Annotated in this window: 13 protein-coding genes; 12 read left to right on the forward strand and 1 reads right to left on the reverse strand. The window is 72.6% G+C overall.

Annotation, left to right across the window (positions count from 1 at the left end; all coding sequences use genetic code 11):
* Positions 1–27: 27 nt before the first annotated feature.
* The 5 genes from ACFO4E_RS09390 (at position 28) to ACFO4E_RS09410 (ending at position 4,953) form a co-directional block, all read left to right on the forward strand.
* Positions 28–483 carry a PTS sugar transporter subunit IIA gene (locus ACFO4E_RS09390; protein WP_378572929.1) on the forward strand — a complete coding sequence of 152 codons (456 nt, stop codon included), beginning with the start codon at positions 28–30 and terminating at the stop codon, positions 481–483.
* Positions 480–1,142, forward strand: coding sequence for an HAD family hydrolase (locus tag ACFO4E_RS09395; protein WP_378572931.1), 663 nt, complete (start codon positions 480–482; stop codon positions 1,140–1,142). Before ACFO4E_RS09390 ends, ACFO4E_RS09395 begins: the two co-directional genes overlap by 4 nt.
* 51 nt (positions 1,143–1,193) lie before the next feature.
* Positions 1,194–1,451 (forward strand): HPr family phosphocarrier protein, encoded by a 258-nt coding sequence (locus ACFO4E_RS09400; protein ID WP_378572932.1) that lies wholly within the window; start codon positions 1,194–1,196, stop codon positions 1,449–1,451.
* A gap of 38 nt (positions 1,452–1,489) precedes the next feature.
* The gene (gene ptsP, locus ACFO4E_RS09405) at positions 1,490–3,172 is read left to right on the forward strand and encodes a phosphoenolpyruvate--protein phosphotransferase (RefSeq protein ID WP_378572934.1); all 1,683 of its coding nucleotides are present in this window, start codon (positions 1,490–1,492) and stop codon (positions 3,170–3,172) included.
* A gap of 125 nt (positions 3,173–3,297) precedes the next feature.
* Positions 3,298–4,953, forward strand: coding sequence for a glycoside hydrolase family 3 protein (locus ACFO4E_RS09410; protein WP_378572936.1), 1,656 nt, complete (start codon positions 3,298–3,300; stop codon positions 4,951–4,953).
* Positions 4,954–5,051: 98 nt separating this feature from the next.
* Here ACFO4E_RS09410 and ACFO4E_RS09415 read toward each other — a convergent pair whose 3' ends face one another.
* Positions 5,052–6,251: an acyl-CoA dehydrogenase family protein gene (locus ACFO4E_RS09415; RefSeq protein ID WP_378572938.1), complete on the reverse strand. Its 1,200-nt coding sequence runs from the start codon at positions 6,249–6,251 to the stop codon at positions 5,052–5,054.
* 184 nt (positions 6,252–6,435) lie between these two features.
* On the opposite strand from ACFO4E_RS09415, the gene ACFO4E_RS09420 reads away from it, so the two are divergent.
* From ACFO4E_RS09420 to ftsE, 7 genes are all read left to right on the forward strand, one after another.
* Positions 6,436–7,104 carry an HAD family hydrolase gene (locus ACFO4E_RS09420; protein ID WP_378572940.1) on the forward strand — a complete coding sequence of 223 codons (669 nt, stop codon included), beginning with the start codon at positions 6,436–6,438 and terminating at the stop codon, positions 7,102–7,104.
* Positions 7,105–7,189: 85 nt separating this feature from the next.
* A complete protein-coding gene (locus ACFO4E_RS09425) occupies positions 7,190–7,657 on the forward strand; it encodes a DUF6912 family protein (RefSeq protein ID WP_378572942.1) in 468 nt (155 codons plus the stop codon).
* A gap of 510 nt (positions 7,658–8,167) precedes the next feature.
* Positions 8,168–9,796, forward strand: coding sequence for an L-glutamate gamma-semialdehyde dehydrogenase (gene pruA / locus ACFO4E_RS09430; RefSeq protein ID WP_378572944.1), 1,629 nt, complete (start codon positions 8,168–8,170; stop codon positions 9,794–9,796).
* Between the two features lie 185 nt (positions 9,797–9,981).
* Positions 9,982–10,692: an HAD family hydrolase gene (locus ACFO4E_RS09435; protein WP_378573082.1), complete on the forward strand. Its 711-nt coding sequence runs from the start codon at positions 9,982–9,984 to the stop codon at positions 10,690–10,692.
* Between the two features lie 423 nt (positions 10,693–11,115).
* Positions 11,116–16,026, forward strand: coding sequence for an NAD-glutamate dehydrogenase (locus tag ACFO4E_RS09440; RefSeq protein WP_378572946.1), 4,911 nt, complete (start codon positions 11,116–11,118; stop codon positions 16,024–16,026).
* 150 nt (positions 16,027–16,176) lie between these two features.
* Positions 16,177–17,292, forward strand: a complete 1,116-nt coding sequence (gene prfB, locus ACFO4E_RS09445) for a peptide chain release factor 2 (RefSeq protein WP_378572948.1) — start codon at positions 16,177–16,179, stop codon at positions 17,290–17,292.
* 295 nt (positions 17,293–17,587) lie between these two features.
* Positions 17,588–18,277, forward strand: a complete 690-nt coding sequence (gene ftsE, locus ACFO4E_RS09450) for a cell division ATP-binding protein FtsE (RefSeq protein WP_378529785.1) — start codon at positions 17,588–17,590, stop codon at positions 18,275–18,277.
* Positions 18,278–18,287: the final 10 nt, after the last annotated feature.

Below are 18,287 nucleotides of genomic sequence, written 5' to 3' on the forward strand. Positions count from 1 at the left end.
ACCCCGCCCGGACCGAGGAGGCCCGCCATGCTCACCGTGCTCTCCCCCGTCCCCGGCACCGCCGTGGGGCTGGCCCAGGTGCCCGACCCCGTCTTCGCGCAGGCCATGGTCGGCCCGGGTACCGCCGTCGAGCCCGTCCGCGGCCCGATGGAGGCCACCGCGCCCATCGGCGGCACGCTCCTCAAGCTGCACGCCCACGCGTTCGTCGTCGTCGCCCCGGGGGGCCACGGCGTCCTGGTCCACCTGGGCATCGACACAGTGAAGCTCGACGGCGCGGGCTTCGAGAAGCTGGCCGCCGAAGGCGACGAGGTCGCCGCGGGCACCCCCCTCATCCGGTGGGACCCGGTCGCGATCGAGGCGCGCGGGCTCTCGCCGATCGTCCCCGTCGTCGCCCTGGACGCCGCCGCGGCGGCCGTCTCCGGCACCGCCGAGGGCGCCATCGGCGCCGGCGACCCGCTGTTCACCTGGGCGGTGGGGGAGTGACCGGCGAGCAGCGCCCCCGCGCCGCACTTTTCGATCTGGACGGCACGCTGATCAACAGCGAACCGCGGTCCATGGCCACGTGGTCGCGGCTCCTGGACGCCCACGGCATCCCGCACGACGACACCGTCCTGCACCGCTTCATGGGCCGCCGCGGGGCCGACGTCCTGGCCGACGACCCCTCGCTGTTCCCCGCCGTCACCTGGGACGTGCTGGTCGCCGAGATCCAGGAGATCGGCGGCCACCCCGACCTGCCGCCGGTCCTGGACCTCCCCGAGTCCGTGACGTTCCTGCGCGGCCTGCACGCCGCGGGGACCCCCTTCGGCCTGGTCACCTCGGCGGACCGCGCCTGGGCCGAGCTGTCGCTGAACCGCCTGGGCGTCCACGGGCTGTTCAAGGGGCTCGTCACGGCCGCCGATGTCGTCCACGGCAAGCCGCACCCGCAGGGGTACCTGGCGGGGGCGGACATCCTCGGGATCGACCCCGAGCACATCGTGGTGTTCGAGGACACGCCCGCCGGCATCCAGGCCGGAAAAGCCGCCGGGATGCGTGTCGTCGCCATCACCACCACGCACGACCGGGCCAAGCTGAGCGAGGCGGACCTCGTCGTCGACCACCTGACCGAGGTCGACTGGCCCAGGCTCGCCCCGCGCGGCCGGTGACCCCCCGGAACACCCGGGGCCGGAACCAGTAAGAGAGATGAGGTGCGTCCCGTGGCACAACGCCGCGTCACCGTCGGAGCCGAGGTCGGGCTGCACGCCCGCCCAGCGGCCCTGTTCGTCGAGGCCGCGTCGGCGGCGGGCGGCACGGTGACCGTCGCCAAAGGCGACGGCGACCCCGTCCCCGCCAAGAGCATCCTCGCGGTGATGGGGCTGGACGTGCGCCACGGCGACGAGATCGTCATCAGCGCCGACGGAGACGATGCCGAAGCGGTGCTGGACCGCCTGACCGGGATCGTGAACGACGGCTAGTGGACACCGCCGATGGGAGACAGTCAGTGGGAGAGAGCATGGGTGACAAGCTGAGCGGCGTCGGGGTAAGTTCCGGCGCCGGGTACGGTCCGGCCCTGCGCCTGACGCGCTCGGTGCCCGACCCGCCGCCGGGCGAGCGCCACGGCGGCGACGCCGACGCCGAGGTCCGGCGGGCCGCCTCGGCCATGGAGGAGACCGCCCAGGACCTCGCCCTGCGCGGCGAACGCGCCGGGGGGCAGGCGCGCGAAGTCCTCGGCGCCCAGGCGCTCATGGCCCGCGACCCCGCGCTGACCGACGACATCAAGAAGCGCATCGGCGAGGGCGCCTCCGCCGCCCGCGCCGTCTCCGAGGCCATGGCGGTCTACCGGCAGATGCTCGCCAACGCCGGCGAGTACCTGGCCGCACGCGTCGCCGACCTCGACGACGTCCGCGACCGGATCGTCGCGCGGCTGCTGGGCGTCCCCGTGCCCGGCCTCCCCGAATCCGACACCCCCTACGTCCTGGTCGCCACCGACCTCGCCCCCGCCGACACCGCCCTCCTCGACCCCGCCCGGGTCGTCGCCTTCATCACCCGCGAAGGCGGCCCCACCAGCCACACCGCCATCCTCGCCCGCGCCCTCGGCCTTCCGGCGGTGGTGGCCTGCGCCGCCGCCGACGACATCCCCGACGGAACCCCGCTGCTCGTCGACGGCGCCAGCGGTGCCGTCCTGGTCGACCCCGGCCCCGCCGAAGTCGAGGCCGCCAAGGCCGCTGCCGCCGCCCGCGCCGCCGCCGCGGCCGACAGCGCCGGTCCCGGCCGCACGGCCGACGGCCACGAGGTCCCCCTCCTCGCCAACATCGGCGGCCCCGACGACCTCCCCGCCGCACTCCAGAACGGCGCCGAGGGCGTCGGGCTGTACCGCACGGAGTTCCTGTTCCTGGACCGCGCCGACGCCCCCGGCCACGACGAGCAGGTCGCCTCCTACCGGGCGGTTCTCGAAGCGTTCCCCGGGGCCAAGGTGGTCGTGCGCACCCTGGACTCGGGCGCCGACAAGCCCCTGGCGTTCCTGCCGCCGCCCGGAGCCGAGCCCAACCCGGCCCTCGGCGAGCGCGGGCTGCGGCTGATGCGCCGCTACCCCGAGATGCAGCGGTCCCAGCTCGCGGCGCTGGCCGAGGCCGCCCGCGACACCGAGGCCGACCTCCAGGTCATGGCGCCCATGGTCACCGACACCGAGGACGCCGAATGGTTCGCCGCGGCGGCGGAGGAGGCCGGGATCGCCACCGCCGGCATCATGATCGAGGTCCCGGCCGCGGCGCTGCGCGCCCGCCACCTCGCCGGGCCGGCGGCGTTCTTCAGCATCGGCACCAACGACCTCACCCAGTACACCTGCGCCGCCGACCGGGAGATCGGCGGGCTCAGCCGGTTCCAGGACCCCTGGCAGCCGGGCGTGCTGGACCTGGTCGCCGTCGCCGCCACCGCGGCGGCCGACGCCGGCCGCCCGTGCGGGGTGTGCGGGGAGGCCGCCGCCGACCCCGTGCTGGCCTGCGTCCTCACCGGCCTGGGCGTCACCTCGCTCTCGATGGGGGCCACCGCGCTGCCGCTCGTGCGCGCCGCGCTGGCGCGCACCACGCTGGAGGAGTGCCGCGCCGCAGCCGACGCCGCCCTGGCGGCGCGCGGACCCGGCGACGCCAAGCGCGCCGCCCGGGCCGCGCTGACGGGGCTGGCCGACCTGGGCCTGTGACTCCGCGCGGCACGCCGGTCGGTCTCCGGCGTGCCGCGCAGGGGCCGCGCGCGGCTATCGTGGGCGCGGTGCCGCCCGCTCCGGCCCGCGCCCGCCGCCCCCGTACCGGAAGAGCCCTCTCTCTTATGCCGCCACGCCGTCTGACCGCCCTCCTCTGCACGGGAGCCCTCCTCGCCGGCACCGCCGGGTGCTCCGGAGGAGGGGCCGGCGGCGCCGGCCCCTCCCCGTCCTCATCGCAGGACCCGGAGGAGGCCGTCGCCGAGCTGATGGCCGATATGACCGTCGAGGACAAGGTCGGCCAGCTCTTCGTGCTCACCGCGCTGGGCACCACGCCCGAGGAGAACGCCGCCCTCATCACCGACCACCGGCCCGGCGGCTTCATCTACTTCCCCGAGAACCTCACCGGGGCCGAGCAGATCGCGGAGCTGTCCAACGGCCTCCAGGAGCTGGCGGCCGATGAGGGGTCCGGCACGCCGCTGTTCCTCGGCATCGACCAGGAACAGGGCCTGGTCGCCCGGCTGCCGATCGGGGCCCACTTCCCCGATGCCATGGCCGTCGGCGCCACCGGCGATCCCGAGATGGCGGCGACGCTGGCCGGGACCACCGCCGCGACACTCACCGCTCTGGGCATCAACCTGGACTACGCGCCCGTCGCCGACGTCAACGCCGACCCCGACAACCCGGTGATCGGCATCCGCTCCTTCGGGTCCGACCCGGAGCTGGTGGGGGAGATGGCGGTGGCCGAGGCCGAGGCGTTCGCCGAAGGCGGCGTGGTGTCGGTGGTCAAGCACTTCCCCGGGCACGGCGACACCGACACCGACAGCCACACCGGCCTGCCCGTCGTGGACAAGACCCGCGAGGAGTGGGAGCAGGAGGACCTGCCGCCCTTCCGCCGGGCGGTCGGGGCCGGGGTGGACGCCGTCATGACGGCGCACCTGGTCGTCCCGTCGCTGGACGACTCCGGCGAGCCCGCCACGCTCTCCGAGACCGTGATCGACGGCGTCCTGCGCGACGAGCTGGGCTACGACGGCCTGGTCACCACCGACGCGCTGAACATGGAAGGTGTGCGCCAGACACACGGCGACGGCGAGGTCGCGGTGCGGGCCGTCCTGGCCGGCGCCGACCAGCTCCTCATGCCGCCGGACGCCGGGGTCGCCGTGGCCGCGGTGCAGGAGGCGGTGGCGGACGGCAGGATCAGCGAGGAGCGCCTGGACGCGTCGGTCCGGCGCATCCTCACCCTGAAGGTCGAGCGTGGCCTGTACGAGGCCGAGCCCGCCGACCCCGCGGCCGCCGCGGACGCGGTCGGCGCGGGGGAGCACGCCGAGGCCGCCCAGGAGGTGGCCGACGCGTCGGTGACCCTGCTGCGCAACGAGGGCGAGGCGCTGCCCCTGGACGACGGGGCGACGGTGCACGTCAGCGGGCAGGGCGCCGAGGAGCTGGGCGCGGCGCTGGAAGAGCTGGGCCACCCCGTGGCGGCCTCGGCGCAGGACGCCGACCTCGCGGTGGTGGGGACCAGCAGCGCCAGGGGCGACGCCGAGCAGATCGCGGCGGTCGACGCGGTGCGCGGCTCGGGCACGCCGGTCGTCGTGGTCGCACAGGGCACCCCCTACGACCTCGCCGAGCTGGGCGACGTCGACGGCTACCTGGCGACCTACTCCGGCGTCGAGGTCTCCCGGACGGCCGCGGCCCGCGCCATCGCGGGCGAGATCAGCCCCGGAGGGCGCCTGCCCGTGGACATCCCCGGCACCGACCTGAAGGCGGGCGACGGGCTGGGGTACTAGGCCGCACCGGGAGCCCGGACGCCGCGGGTCCGTCGCAGGCGGCCCTGCCGCGCCTGGTGCTTCCCGCTCAGCCTGCGGGACGCCCTCAAGGCGGCGGATCAGGTGTGGCGGGCGATCTCTCTTCGGGCCAGGGAGCGGAGGTGCACTTCGTCGGGGCCGTCGAAGATGCGCATGGCGCGGGCGTGGGCGTACATGAGGGCCAGCGGGACGTCGTCGCTCACCCCGGCCCCGCCGTGGACCTGGATGGCGCGGTCGATGACCTCGACCGCCACGCGCGGGGCGGCCACCTTGATGGCCGCGATCTCGGTGCGCGCCGCCTTCGCCCCGTGCTCGTCGATCAGCCACGCGGTCTTCAGCACGAGCAGCCGGGCCTGCTCGATGGCCAGCCGCGACTCCGCGATCTGCTGCCGCACCACGCCCTGGTCGGAGAGCGGGCCGCCGAACGCCACCCGCCCCGCGGCGCGGCGCACCATCAGCTCCAGTGCGCGCTCGGCCATGCCGATGGCCCGCATGCAGTGGTGGACGCGCCCGGGACCGAGCCGGGCCTGCGCGATCATGTAGCCGTCGCCCTCGCCCGCGATGAGTGAGCCGGCCGGGACCCGGACATCGGTGAACCGCACCTCGCAGTGGCCCTCCTGGTCCTGGTAGCCGAAGACCGGCAGCGACCGCACGACCTCCACGCCCGGGGCGTCGCGGGGCACCAGGATCATCGACTGGCGGCGGTGCGGCGGCGCATCGGGGTCGGTCCGGCCCATGACGATGAAGACCGCGCAGCGGGGGTCGGCGGCGCCGCTGATCCACCATTTGCGGCCGTTGACCACGTAGTCGGCGCCGTCGCGGACGATCGAGGTGGCGATGTTCGCGGCGTCCGACGACGCCACGTCGGGCTCGGTCATGGCGAAGGACGAGCGGATCCGGCCGTCCAGCAGCGGCTCCAGCCACCGGCCGCGCTGTTCGCGGGTGCCGAACATGTGCAGCACCTCCATGTTGCCCGTGTCGGGCGCCGAGCAGTTCAGCGCCTGCGGGGCCAGCACCGGGGAGCGGCCGGTGAGCTCGGCCAGCGGGGCGTACTCGCTCACGCGGAGCCCGCCGGTATCGGGCAGGAACAGGTTCCACAGGCGGCGCCGGCGCGCCTCGGCCTTGAGGTCCTCCACCACGGGCGGGACCTCGTGGCTGCCGTGGCCCGCGTCGGCGCGCCACTGGTGATAGACGGGCTCGGCCGGGTAGACGTGCTCGTCCATGAACTCGTGCAGGTCGGCCAGGCGGTCCTGGGCCAGGGGGCTGAGTGCGAAGTCCATGGCCCGAGTATGGCACCGACCGACCGGTCGGTACCTGGGTGGCGGCGTGCGGAATCGAGCGCCGCCCGATCGCGCGGGGGTTGGGACGGCCCGCGCGCGGGAAGTATCCATCTCCGGCCCAAAAGCCCTGGACCAGCGGCGGAGGACCGGAGAACCACACCGACGCGGATGGAGGCGATCGCGGATGGCGGGCACGTGCCGCGGCATCATCACCGACTGGGGCGGGGTCCTGACCCCGCCGCTCCCCGGGATCATCACGGAGTGGCTGGCCGTCGAGGGCCTCGACGTCGACCACTACCGGTCGGTGATGCAGGCCTGGATCGGTTCGGAGTACGGGGGAACGGCCACCGCCGCGGAGAACCCCGTCCACGCGCTGGAACGGGGCGAGATCGGGACCGCGGACTTCGAGCGCCTGCTCGCCGGGCTGCTGCGGCGCGTCGACGGCGGGGCGGTCGTCGCCGAGGGCCTGATCGACCGCATGTTCGCCGGGTTCCTCCCGATCGACGAGATGTACGAGATGCTGCGCCTGGCCCGCGGGCAGGGGGTGCGCACCTGCCTGCTCTCCAACTCCTGGGGCAACTCCTACCCGCGCGAGCTGTTCACCGCGGCCTTCGACACGGTCGTGATCTCCGGCGAGGTCGGGATGCGCAAGCCCGACCCCGCGATCTTCCGGCACGCCTGCGACGGCGCCGGGCTGGCGCCCGAGGAGTGCGTCTTCATCGACGACATCGAGCACAACGTGCAGGCGGCGGTGGACCTGGGCATGACCGGCATCCTGCACCGCGACGCCGTCGAGACCCGGGAGCGCCTGGCCGAGACCTGCGGGGTCGAACTCCACGCGCTGCCGTCCTGACCGCGGGCCGGTGGCGCGGCCACCACTCCGGGTAGGGCACACTTCGGCGTGGATCCCACCACCGGCCCGGAATGACGAGTCCACGATGCGCATCTTCCTGCCCAGCACCTTTCCCGACCTCGCGGCGGTCCTCGCCGACGGCGAGGTCCGGGGCGCCCCGCTGACCGCCTACGCGGTGAGCGGGGCGCCCGCCGCGGGGGCCGACGACGAGGAACTGGAATACGAGGCCCTGCGGGCCGCGGCCGACGCCTCGCTGCGCCTGGTCGCCGGCGACCCCGGCGCACCCCGGCGGCGCGCCGTCATCGCCGCCGACATGCCCGAGGCCGCCGTCGAAGCGGAGCCCGGGGCCGCCGCGGGGCCGGGCCGGGTGACCGTCACGGGCACCGTGCCCCTCAAGCGGGTGGCCTCGGTGCACGTCGACGCCCCCGAGGCGGCCGACGACATCGCCGCCGCCCTCGCCGACCCCGGCGCCGGCCACGAGGACGACCACGAGCTGCTGTGGTACGCCACCCAGGAGCTGCCCTACTTGGTGGAGCCGCGGGACGCGGGCTGACCCCGCACCGGAGCGGCGGCGGGGACCGGGTCCACGGGCCGTCTCGGGCCGCGGCCGCCGGTATCCGCCCCAGGCGGCGACTCTCCCCGGCCGCCCACCCGGCACCCGGTGGACGCCGGGCGGGCCCCGGTCGCGCCGAAACGGCCGTCCGCAGGTGTGATCCGGCCCCCCGGTGGCCCCGCGGCGTCCGGTGCGCCGGACGCGGGAGCACCGGATTCACGCCCGCACCGACGCCATCCGCTCGGAGGCATCCGTGCCGTCCGGCACCGGGACACCTCGGCGGCCGGCTGGGAACGATCGGTGTCGGTGCAGTTCAGATGGGGTGCGCGCGGTTACCGGGCGCTTCCTCGGGGGATGCCGGTCGTGTGGGGGCGGCAGGAAGGCCCCCGCCGTCTCGGGGCCCTCCGGCTCCGTGCCGTCGTCCGCGGGCGGGAGGTGCGCCGCACGGTCTCCGGGCACGCCGGGAGCGCCGCGGACGCCACCACCGCCACCGAGCCGGGAGGCGCAGCGATGGACGCCGTGACCCAGGTGCCCCACCCCGTCAACGAGCCGCAGTTCTCCTACGCCCCGGGCAGCCCTGAGCGGGCGGAGATCGAGGCCGAGATCGCCCGGCAGGGCGGCCGCGAGCTGGAGATCACCCAGACCATCGGCGGCGAGCAGCGGACCGGCACGGGCGAGCCCATCGCCGCGGTGCGCCCGCACGACCGCCATCGGGCGCTCGGCCACATGGCCGACGCCACCCCCCGCGACGTCGACGACGCGGTCGCCGCCGCCCGCGCCGCGGCCCCCGCCTGGCGCGCGATGTCCTTCGACGAGCGCGCCGCCGTCCTGCTGCGCGCGGCCGATCTGCTCGCCGGCCCGTGGCGGGCGCGCGTGAACGCGGCCACCATGCTCGGCCAGTCCAAGTCCGTGCACCAGGCCGAGATCGACGCCGCCTGCGAGCTGATCGACTTCTGGCGGTTCAACGTCGCCTTCGCCCGCCGCCTCCTGGAGGAGCAGCCCCGGTCCCCCCGGGGCGTGTGGAACCGGCAGGACCTGCGCCCGCTCGAAGGGTTCGTCCTGGCCATCACCCCGTTCAACTTCACGGCCATCGCCGGGAACCTGCCGACGGCGCCCGCGCTGATGGGCAACGTCGTGGTCTGGAAGCCCTCGCCCACCCAGACCTACGCCGCCTGGCACCTCATGCGCGTGCTGGAGGAGGCGGGGCTGCCGCCGGGGGTCGTCAACATGGTCACCGGCAACGGCGCGGCGGTGTCGGAGGTCGCCCTCGCGCAGCCCGACCTGGCCGGCCTCCACTTCACCGGGTCCGTCGGCACCTTCCAGGCGCTGTGGCGGACGGTGGGCGCGAACATCGGGGGCTACCGCTCCTACCCGCGCGTGGTGGGGGAGACCGGCGGCAAGGACTTCATCGTCGCCCACGCCTCGGCCGACCCCGACGTGCTGCGCACCGCGCTGATCCGGGGCGCCTTCGAGTACCAGGGGCAGAAGTGCTCGGCGGTGTCGCGCGCCTACATCCCGCGCAGCGTCTGGTCGGCGGTGCGCGACGGCCTGGTCGCGGAAGTGGAGTCGCTGACCATGGGCGACGTCACCGGCGACCTTTCGACGTTCATGGGCGCCCTCATCGACGAGCGGGCGTTCGCGAAGAACACCGCCGCGCTCGACCGGGCCGCGGCCACGGACTCCATCACGGTCCTGGCGGGCGGCACCGCCGACGACGAGGTCGGCTACTTCGTCCGGCCCACAGTGCTGGAGTGCACCGATCCCGGGGACGACGTGTTCCGGACCGAGTACTTCGGCCCCATCCTGCCCGTCCACGTCTACGACGACGCCGACTACGACCGGGTGCTGGCCCAGATGGCCGATGTCGCGCCCTACGCCCTGACCGGGGCGGTCATCGCCCGCGACCGCGACGCGATCGCGCGGGCCGACGCCGCCCTGCGGTTCTCGGCCGGGAACTTCTACGTCAACGACAAGCCCACCGGGTCGGTCGTGGGCCAGCAGCCGTTCGGCGGCGCCCGCGCCAGCGGCACCAACGACAAGGCGGGGTCGGTCTTCAACCTGATGCGCTGGGCCAGCCCGCGCATCGTCAAGGAGAACTTCGTCCCGCCCACCGACCACCGCTACCCCTACATGGGGTGAGCGGCCGGACCGGTGCGCCCCGGTGCAGGCGGGGCGCGGGAGGCGATGGCGGTGCCGCGCCGGCGGTCCGGCCGTTCCGCGGCCCTCGGCGCCCCTGGGCCGGGGGCCGCCGGGGGTGGGGCAAGATATAGGGGCGAAGACCGCGCATCCCTCCCCTCAAGGAGCCTCCCATCAGCCGGCTGGTGTTGTGGAATATCGACCTCACCCTCGTCGACGTCGCCCAGGTGACGCGCGCGGCCTATGCCGAGGCGTTCGAGCGGGTCACGGGTGAGCCGCTGGTCTATCTCGCGTCCACCGGCGGGCGCACCGATTCCGAGGTCTTCTTCGAGTTCCTGGCGCGCAACGACGTGCGCCTGGGGGCCGGGGAGGAGCCGCTGCCCGCCTTCCTCGAAGCCCTGGGCGAGGCGTTCGCCCGGCGCCGCGACCAGCTCGTCGCGCGCGGCCGGGTCATGCCCGGCGCCCCCGAGGCGCTGGCCGCCGTCGCGGGCCTGGAGGACACCGTGCAGACGGTGGTCACCGGGACGATCATGCCCAACGCCCTCGCCAAGCTGGCCGCTTTCGGCCTCGACGGCTACCTCGACCTCAGCATCGGCGGGTTCGGCTCCGAGCACTACCCCAAGGCCAGCCTGCTCCAGTTCACCCGCATGCGGGCGGCCGAGGCCCACAAGGCGACGTTCACGGAGTCCGCGACCGTCTACATCACCGATTCCGTCAGCGACGTCGAAGCCGCCATCATCGGGCACGCCACCCCCATCGCCCTGCTGAGCGGCGCGGCGACGGAGTCGCAGCTGCGCGCCGCGGGCGCCCGCTACGTGCTGACCGACCTCACCGATCCGCAGCGGCTGCTCTCCGCGGTCCGCCACGCCACCGGCACCGGCGCCCCCAGCGCGGGCTGAACCCGCCGCCGGCGACCCGCGGGCGGACCGGGACGGCCCGTCCGGGGTAGGCCATAGGACACATTGCCGCCGCCGGACGGTCCGGCGTAGCGTGCAGGTGCCACCGGCGTGACGCGTCCCGCAATGGGTCCCTAACAGTTGAAACGTACTGTTAACGGTGTTGATCGCAGTGGTCCCGTGGGACAAGCAGTAGCCTTGTCACAGGCGAGGGTCGGACAAAGACGTTCGGCCTACCGAGCCATGACCTGTGCGCACAGGTTTCACCGCCGGTCAGGGAGGTTTCGTGCGCCTTGACCGTGCGGATCCGGCCCGTGGGTGGTCACAAAACTTCACACATCACACGTCACACCACTCGACGTCTCCGGCCGCGCTCCCCAGTTGGGCCGGTCGGCCACGGCGACTCACAAGGGAGTGAGATCGATCATGTCCGGGCAGTCTGACGCCGTTCACGATCAATTGCTGCGCGACGCGTTCGCGCAATGGTCCGCCGAACCCGAGGCCGCGGGCCGTGATGACATCGATGAGATCGGCAGGTTCCTGCGGCTCTACTACCGGCACGTCGCCCCCGAAGAGCTGAAGGAGCGGACCCCCGCCCAGATCTGCGGCCCCGCGCTCTCCCACCTGGAGCTGGGACTCAACCGCCCGCAGGGACGCGCGTGCGTGCGCGCGACCACCCCCTCCGAGGACGACTCCGACTGGGACGCCACGCACTCGGTCATCGAGATCGTCACCGACGACGCCCCGTTCCTGGTCACCTCCGTCACCATGGAACTCGCCCGGCGCGACATCGGGGTCCACCTGGTCATCCACCCCCAGCTCCGGGTCACGCGCGACCTCACCGGCAACCTCCGGGCGATCGAGCCCGACGTCCCCGACGACCCCGCCGACCAGGGCCTGCTGCCCCTGGAGGAGTCGTGGATGCACATCGAGATCGACCGGCAGACCGACCCCACCCTCCTCAAGCAGCTCGAAGCCGACCTCGACCGGGTGCTCTCCGACGTCCGGTCCGTCGACGAGGACTCCGCGAAGATGCGCCACGAGGCGCTCGTGCTCGCCGAGAGCATCACCGCCGCCACCGATTCGCTGGCCGGCGGCGGCGTCGACCCCCAGGAGATCGCCGAGAGCGTCGAGTTCCTGCGCTGGGCCGCCGACCGCCACTTCACCTTCCTCGGTTTCCGTGAATACGCGCTGGTCAGCGGGAAGGACGAACACGGCGCCGAGCGGCTGTCGCTGGGTGCCCGGGTCGGCACCGGACTCGGCCTGCTGCGGCCCGACTCCTCCTCCATCGAGGGCTTCGCCCTGCCCGCCGAGGCCAAGGAGAAGGCCCGGGAGCCGCACGTCCTGGTGCTCACCAAGGCCAACTCCCGCGCCACCGTGCACAAGGACCGCTACCTCGACTACATCGGCGTCAAGAAGTTCGACGACAACGGTGCGATCGTCGGCGAGTACCGGTTCCTCGGGCTCTACACCCACGAGGCCGTCACCACCAGCATCGCCCAGATCCCGATCCTCCAGCGCAAGCAGGCCGAGGTGCTGCGGCTGGCCGGGTTCGACGCCGACAGCTACGACGGCAGGGACCTCGTGGAGATCCTGGAGGGCTTCCCGCGCGAGGAACTCCTCCAGACCCCCGTCGGCGAGCTCTACGACATCGTCCTGGGCGTGCTGCGGCTGCGCGAGCGCCGCGGCACCAAGCTGTTCGTGCGCCGCGACCCCTACGGCCGCTACATGTCCTGCCTCGTCTACATGCCGCGCGACCGCTACACCACGCAGGTGCGCCTGGACATCCAGCAGGTGCTGGCCGAGGCGTTCCACGGCGCGACCATGGACCACAGCGTCATGATCGGCTCCGCCCCGTTCGCGCGGCTCTACCTGGTCGTGCGCGCCGGGCGCGGACGCGCGCTGGCCGAGTTCGACCACGACGACCTCGAAGCCCAGGTCGTCGAGGCGACCCGGTCCTGGGACGACGACCTCAGCGCCGAGCTGTCCTCCCGCTTCGGCGCCGACCGCGCCACCGAGCTGCTGAACTCCTACGGCAGCGCGCTCCCCGAGGGCTACAAGGTCGACACCGACGCCGCCACCGCCGTCGACGACATCTCCCGGCTCGACGCGCTCGGCGACGACGAACTGACCGTCAACCTCTACCGCCCCGAAACAGACGACCCCTCGTTGTGGCGCTTCAAGGTCTACCGCTCCGGCGACCCCGTCTCGCTGTCGCGCGTGCTGCCGCTGCTGGAGCACATGGGCGTCGAGGTCGTCGACGAACGCCCCTACGGCATCACCGCGCCCGGCACCGGCAAGCGCACCGCCACCGACCGCGCCTGGATCTACGACTTCGGCCTGGCACCGGTCCAGGGCGGCGTGGAACTGGCGCCCAACCGGCTCAAGTACCTGTTCGAGGACACCTTCACCGCCCTGTGGCAGGGCCGGGGCGAGTCCGACGACTTCAACGCGCTGGTCGTGCGCGCCGGGCTCGACTGGCGCCAGCTCACCATCCTGCGCGCCTACGCCAAGTACCTGCGCCAGACCGGCAGCACCTTCAGCCCCGCCTACATCGCCGATGTGCTGGTCGGCAACGTGCACATCGCCAACCTGCTGGTGCGGCTGTTCGAGTCGCGGTTCGACCCCCGCCACTCCGCCGGGCGCGAGGAGCGCACGGAGGCCATCTCCGAGGAGGTCCGCGGCGAGCTCGACTCCGTGGCCAGCCTCGACCACGACCGCATCCTGCGCGCGTTCCTCGCGATGATCCAGGCCACGCTGCGCACCAACCACTTCCAGAGCGGGCCCGACGGCGACCAGAAGCCCTACCTGGTCTACAAGCTCGACCCGCAGGCCATCCCCGACCTGCCCGCGCCGCGGCCCCGGTTCGAGATCTTCGTGTACTCCCCGCGACTGGAGGGCGTGCACCTGCGCTTCGGCTCCGTGGCGCGCGGCGGCCTGCGCTGGTCCGACCGCTTCGAGGACTTCCGCACCGAGATCCTGGGCCTGGTCAAGGCGCAGATGGTGAAGAACTCCGTCATCGTCCCCAGCGGCGCCAAGGGCGGGTTCGTGTGCAAGCGGCTGCCCGCCGGGGGCGACCGCGACGCCGTCATGGCCGAGGTCGTCGCCTGCTACAAGCACTTCATCAGCGGGCTGCTCGACGTCACCGACAACCTCGTCGGCGGCCAGGTCGACTACCCCGAGAACGTCGTGCGCTACGACGCCGACGACTCCTACCTGGTGGTGGCGGCCGACAAGGGGACCGCGACCTTCTCCGACATCGCCAACGACATCTCCCTCGAACGCGGATTCTGGCTGGGCGACGCCTTCGCCTCCGGCGGCTCGGTGGGCTACGACCACAAGGCCATGGGCATCACGGCCCGCGGCGCGTGGGAGTCCGTGCGCTACCACTTCCGCGAGATGGGCGTGGACGTGCAGAACGACGACTTCACCGTCGTCGGCGTCGGCGACATGTCGGGCGACGTGTTCGGCAACGGCATGCTGCTGTCGCGGCACATCAAGCTCGTGGCGGCGTTCGACCACCGCCACGTGTTCCTCGACCCCGACCCCGACCCCGAGCGGAGCTTCGCCGAGCGCGAGCGGATGTTCGCGCTGCCCCGGAGCACGTGGGCCGACTACGACACCTCGCAGCTGTCGGCGGGCGGCGGGGTGCACCCGCGCACCGCGAAGTCGATCCCCGTCACGCCGCAGGTCCGCGCGGCCCTGGGCATCGCCGAGGGCATCCCGGCGCTGACCCCGTTCGAGCTGATCCAGTGCATCCTCAAGGCCCCGGTGGACCTGCTGTGGAACGGCGGCATCGGCACCTACGTCAAGGCGTCCACGGAGTCCCAGTCCGACGCCGGCGACAAGGCCAACGACCCGGTGCGCATCGACGCCACGGAACTGCGCTGCAAGGTGGTCGGCGAAGGCGGCAACCTGGGGCTGACCCAGGCGGCGCGCATCGAGTACTCCCTCGCCGGAGGGCGGGTCAACTCCGACTTCATCGACAACTCCGCCGGCGTCGACACCTCCGACCACGAGGTCAACATCAAGATCATGCTCGACCGCGAGGTCCGCGAGGGCAAGCTCAGCAAGACCGAGCGCGACGAGCTGTTCATGGGCATGACCGACGAGGTCGGCGAGCTCGTGCTCGACGACAACTACGCCCAGAACGTCGTGCTGGCTGCGGCGCGCAAGCAGGCCGAGTCCATGCTGCACGTCCACGCCCGCTACCTGCGGCGCCTGGAGCGCACGGGCCGGCTCAAGCGCAAGCTGGAGTTCCTGCCCGACGACAAGGCCATCGCCACGCGGCGCGCGGCCGGCCAGGGGCTCACCGGCCCGGAGTTCGGGACCCTGATCGCCTACACCAAGATCAGCCTCAAGGACGCGATCGCGGAGTCCGACCTGCCGTCCGACCCGTACCTGCGCGACACCCTGACCGAGTACTTCCCCACGGCCCTGCGCGAGCGGTTCGCCGACGTCATGCCCTCGCACCCGCTGGCCCGCGAGATCATCACCAACCAGGTGGTGAACGACATGGTCAACCGGTCGGGCTCGACGTTCGTGTTCCGGATGAACGAGGAGCTGGGCGCGTCCCCCGCCGACATCGCGCGCGCCTACCTGGTGGTGCAGGAGGTGTTCGGCCTGCGCGAGTTCTGGAACGCGGTCGAGGACCTCGACTACCGGATCGAGGTCGACACGCAGCTGTCGATGCTCTTGGAGGCCCGCAAGCTCACCGAGCGGGGCGCGCGCTGGCTGCTGCGCAGCCGGCGGTCGCCGTTCTCGCTGAGCGATGAGATCGCGTTCTTCGCCGACGGGGTCGCCGGGATCGTGCCGCAGCTGCCCGACCTGCTCCAGGGGCGCGACCTGTCGGCCTTCGGCGACCGCCGCCACCGGTTCGTCGGCAGCGGGGTCCCCGACGAGCTGGCCGAGCGCGTGGCCGGGATGGTCCCCGCCTACACCACCTTCGACCTGGTCGAGGTCGCCCACCGCACCGACCGCCCGCTGCGCGAGGTCGCCGAGGTCTACTTCGACCTGGCCGACCAGTTGCAGATCAGCCGGCTGCGGGAGCGCATCATCGCGCTGCCGCGCGCCGACCGCTGGGAGACCATGGCGCGCTCGGCGATCCGCGACGACCTCTACGAGGCCCACGCCGACCTCACGGCCAATGTGCTGGTGTCGGGCGACTCCGGCGAGTCGCCCGACGACCTGCGCACCCACTGGGTGGAGCAGAACAAGGTCGCCGTGGAGCGGTCGAGCCAGACCATGTCGGAGATCTGGGAGACCGAGCGGTTCGACCTCGCCACGCTGTCGGTGGCGCTGCGCTCGATCCGCTCCCTGGTGGCCGCGGGGGGCTGATCCCCGCTTATCGCCGAGCCGGCCTCCGGGGGGTTTGCACTGTCCCCGGAGGCCGAGCGGGAAACAGGGCCGCGCCCGGATACCCGGGCGTGGCCCCGCCCTATGCGGCGGGGTGTGAGGCGGCTCGCCGCCACGCCCTAGACTTGTGGGGTGGCAGACCTAGACCCCGCAGAGAAGATCAAGGAACTCTCGTCGACGCTGGCGAGCGTGGAGTCCGTCTTGGACCTCGACGCCAAGCGCACCGAGATCGAGCAGCTGCGCGAGCAGTCTGCCGACCCTGAGCTGTGGGAGGACCCCGACAACGCGCAGAAGGTCACCCGCCGGCTCTCCAACCTGGAGTCGATCGTCACCAAGGTCAACGGCATCCGCCAGCGGCTGGACGACCTCGGCGTGCTCTACGAGCTCGCCGAGGCCGAGGACGACGCCGACACCCGCGCCGAGGCCGACCGCGAGCTCGCGGCGCTGCGCAAGGAGATCGGCGAGCTGGAGGTCCGCACGCTGCTCAACGGCCCCTACGACGAGCGCGAGGCGCTGGTGAGCATCAACTCCCAGGCGGGCGGGGTCGACGCCGCCGACTGGGCCCAGATGCTCCAGCGCATGTACCTGCGCTGGGCGGAGCGCCACGGCTACCCCACGGAGATCTACGAGACCTCCTACGCCGAAGAGGCCGGCATCAAGTCCACCAGCTTCGCGGTGAAGGCGCCGTTCGCCTACGGCACGCTGCGCGGCGAGCACGGCACCCACCGCCTGGTGCGGATCTCGCCCTTCGACAACCAGAACCGCCGCCAGACCTCCTTCGCGGGGGTCGACGTCGTGCCCGTGGTCGAGAAGAGCGACCACATCGACATCGACGAGGGCGACCTCCGCATCGACGTCTACCGGTCCAGCGGCCCGGGCGGCCAGGGGGTCAACACCACCGACTCCGCGGTGCGGATCACCCACCTGCCCACCGGGATCGTCACCTCGTGCCAGAACGAGCGGTCGCAGTTGCAGAACCGCGCCACCGCCATGTCGATGCTCCAGGCCAAGCTGCTGGAGCGCAAGCGCCGCGAGGAGAAGGCCGAGCTCGACGAGTTGCGCGGCGACAGCGTGAGCAGCTGGGGCACCCAGATGCGCAACTACGTGCTCCAGCCCTACCAGAGCGTCAAGGACGTGCGCACCGGCCTGGAGAGCGGCAACCCGAGCGGGATCCTCGACGGCGACATCGACGATTTCATCGACGCCGAGATCCGCTGGATGCGCAGCCAGGAACAGGGTCCGGAGTAAAGCGCGGCGAAAACCGGCACGGCCGGGTATACGGTACTGTTACCTTCGGTTGACAGTTCCGATATGCTCGGTTCTGTTGTCCTGTGGACGACCGAGGCCGATGCGCCGTGTGGGGTCGGAGAACGCCCATCCACCGCCGGTTCTCTCACCGCCGGTTCACTCGTTGCGGCGAGATCTGGACATTCCGGGTTGCGATCCCCTCTACACTGTCGTGTGGCCCCGTGGCCGGTACTGCCCTGTGCGGATGCGGACATCCGTTCGGGCGCCCCAACTCCGAGAGCCTTGTGGTGCACCTGTGATCCATCTCGATAACGTCACCAAGGTCTACCCGACCCAGAAGCGCCCGGCATTGGCGGATGTCTCCATCGATGTCGACAAGGGGGAGTTCGTCTTCCTCGTCGGCCCGTCCGGCTCGGGTAAATCGACATTCCTCAGGCTCGTCCTGAAGGAGGAGAAGCCCACGCGAGGCCGGGTGCACGTCGCCGGCAAGGATCTCGCGCGCCTCTCCAATTGGAAGGTGCCGCACCTGCGGCGCCGTATCGGCTGCGTTTTCCAGGACTTCCGCCTGCTGCCGAACAAGAACGTCTTCGAGAACGTCGCGTTCGCGCTGGAGGTCATCGGCAAGCCCCGCCGCTTCATCCGCAAGGTCGTCCCCGAGGTCGTCGAACTCGTCGGCCTCGAAGGCAAGGCCGAGCGCATGCCCGACGAACTGTCGGGTGGCGAGCAGCAGCGCGTGGCGATCGCACGGGCGTTCGTGAACCGGCCGCAGATCCTGCTGGCCGACGAGCCCACCGGAAACATCGACCCCGCCACCTCGATCGGCATCATGAAGGTGCTCGACCGAATCAACCGGACCGGTACGACCGTGGTCATGGCGACCCACGACGCCGCGATCGTCGACTCGATGCGCAAGCGCGTCGTCGAGCTCGAACAGGGCGAGGTCGTGCGCGACCAGACGCGTGGCGTCTACGGACAGGCCTACTGACGCACGGGCC

The organism is Nocardiopsis mangrovi, assembly GCF_042653925.1.
In the GTDB taxonomy this organism is placed as follows: Bacteria; Actinomycetota; Actinomycetes; order Streptosporangiales; family Streptosporangiaceae; genus Nocardiopsis_B; species Nocardiopsis_B mangrovi.